The 1,793-nt window shown below is 72.8% G+C and carries 3 protein-coding genes; all 3 read right to left on the minus strand.

Annotated features, from left to right (window positions below):
* Positions 1-131: 131 nt before the first annotated feature.
* Genes AOK23_RS43830 through panD form a run of 3 tightly spaced genes read right to left on the minus strand, consistent with a single transcriptional unit; the run spans position 132 to position 1,580 of the window.
* On the minus strand, positions 132-758 hold the full coding sequence (locus tag AOK23_RS43830; protein WP_055717909.1) for an aspartate/glutamate racemase family protein: 627 nt from the start codon (positions 756-758) through the stop codon (positions 132-134).
* Between the two features lie 8 nt (positions 759-766).
* Positions 767-1,111, minus strand: a complete 345-nt coding sequence (locus tag AOK23_RS43835; RefSeq protein WP_055717907.1) for a GNAT family N-acetyltransferase — start codon at positions 1,109-1,111, stop codon at positions 767-769.
* A gap of 49 nt (positions 1,112-1,160) precedes the next feature.
* Positions 1,161-1,580, minus strand: coding sequence for an aspartate 1-decarboxylase (panD, locus tag AOK23_RS43840; protein ID WP_055717908.1), 420 nt, complete (start codon positions 1,578-1,580; stop codon positions 1,161-1,163).
* Positions 1,581-1,793: the final 213 nt, after the last annotated feature.

Below are 1,793 nucleotides of genomic sequence, written 5' to 3' on the forward strand. Positions count from 1 at the left end.
ACCGGACCCCGTGCGGCCCGGGGTGGGGCCGGGCCGCACGGGGTCCGGTTCTGGGTGGGTCATCGTGTCCTCCAGCCAGTGGATGTCGGCCATGGACTTGTGCCACGAGTACCCGGGCGTCCCACGGGCAGTCACCCGGTCGGCCGCACCACCGCCGCGCCCGCCGCCAGCCCCGGTCGGGGGCTGGACAGGACGGGGGTCGTGGTCGTGGTCCACCGCTGGGCGGGCGTCATGGACGCCTGGGCCAGGACGATCGCGTCGGCGTCGGTGACCTCGTCGGCGGCCCCGGCGATCGCGCGGGCGTAGCCCTCGGTGTCACCGGTCTCGAACAGCGCCCAGGCCTCGTCGAGGAGGAGGGTGCGGATCTCCACGGGGCCCGTGGCCTCCTCCTCGATCAGGGCCACCGTCGGGGCCAGCGTGCTGCGCACCGTGGCGAGGACGACGATCCGCGGCCCGGCGGCCACGGCGGCGGCCGCCATCGGGCGGTCCACGCGCAGCACGGGCACGCCGACGTCGGTCGCCTCGGCGACGGCGCCGATGCTGGAGCAGGTGCACAGCACCGCCGCGGCGCCCTCGGCGACGGCCTCGTCGACCAGGGTCCGGACCTCGTCGGCGACCGACGCGGGACCGTCGGTGCCCGCGCGGGTCAGCAGGTCCTCGGCGACGAAGTGCCGCAGCTCCAGGTCGGGATGGGCCTCGTCGCGGAGGGCGTCGAAGACGGGGATGTGGAGGGGGGAGGTGTGCAGCAGGGCGAGCATGTCGCCCATCAGAATCCCTCCGGGTGGGCGATGAGCCACTCCTTGGCGGCCCGCAGCAGCTCCGGGTCGGCCGCCGGGGCCTCGTCGGGGTGCCGCTCCGCCCACTTCACGACGTACGGGCACAGCGGCGCGACGACGATGCCCTCGCGTTCCGCCGTGCCGTACAGCCACCGTGCCAGCGAACCGGCGATGCCCTGGCCCTCGTACGCGGTCTCGACGATCGTGTGGACCGGGACGAGGGCGCGCCGCGGGGCCTCCAGGACGAAGTACTGGATGTGTCCGGCCAGTTCGTCCCCGGCGAAGGCCTCCAGGCGGCCGCCGGCCCGGTCGTCGCGGATCTCGATCTCGCTCATGCGGTTCTCCTCGCGTACGGTCGGCGTCGCCGGGCGGCCGCCCGTGGACTCAGGCCGTGACGGCCTGGGGGCTGCGCCGCTGGTCCGAGCCCGGTACCGGTTCGGACGGGTCCGCGCCGAGGGCCACGATCCGGTTGTCGCCGTCCACGTGCACCACCCTGGGCCTCATCGTCCGGGCTTCGGCGTCGGAGAACTGAGCGTAACTGATGATGATCACCAGATCTCCGGGGTGCACGAGATGGGCCGCGGCGCCGTTGATGCCGATGACCCCGGAGCCCCGCTCGCCCTCGATGACGTACGTCTCCAGACGGGCGCCGTTGGTGATGTCCACGATGTGCACGAGCTCACCGGGCAGCAGATCGGCGGCGTCGAGCAGATCGGCGTCGATGGTCACGGACCCGACGTAGTGCAGGTCGGCCTGGGTGACGGTGGCTCTGTGGATCTTGGACTTGAACATGGTACGCAGCATCGAGGTACTCCTGGACTAGGCTCCCTGCCTGCGTTTGTGCAGGTCAAGGGCGGTTTCCTTACCCTACAACGAGTCGCGTGCGTCCGGACAGCGTGCTGCACAAGCGTACGCAGCCGCCTGCGAGGGGCGTCCGTGATGACCATCACTGTGGCGGTCCGGGCGCCGGTGGGGAGGGGACGTCGGCCGGCCGGGGCGAGGGTGCGCTCCGGCGCG

Source organism: Streptomyces torulosus (assembly GCF_001419765.1).
Taxonomy (GTDB): domain Bacteria; phylum Actinomycetota; class Actinomycetes; order Streptomycetales; family Streptomycetaceae; genus Streptomyces; species Streptomyces torulosus.

Bases quoted from the DNA above. Each gene is read 5' to 3' on its own strand.
- AOK23_RS43830 (WP_055717909.1), bottom strand. From the start codon at position 758: ATGCTCGCCCTGCTGCACACCTCCCCCCTCCACATCCCCGTCTTCGAC.
- AOK23_RS43835 (WP_055717907.1), bottom strand. From the start codon at position 1,111: ATGAGCGAGATCGAGATCCGCGACGACCGGGCCGGCGGCCGCCTGGAG.
- panD (WP_055717908.1), bottom strand. From the start codon at position 1,580: ATGCTGCGTACCATGTTCAAGTCCAAGATCCACAGAGCCACCGTCACC.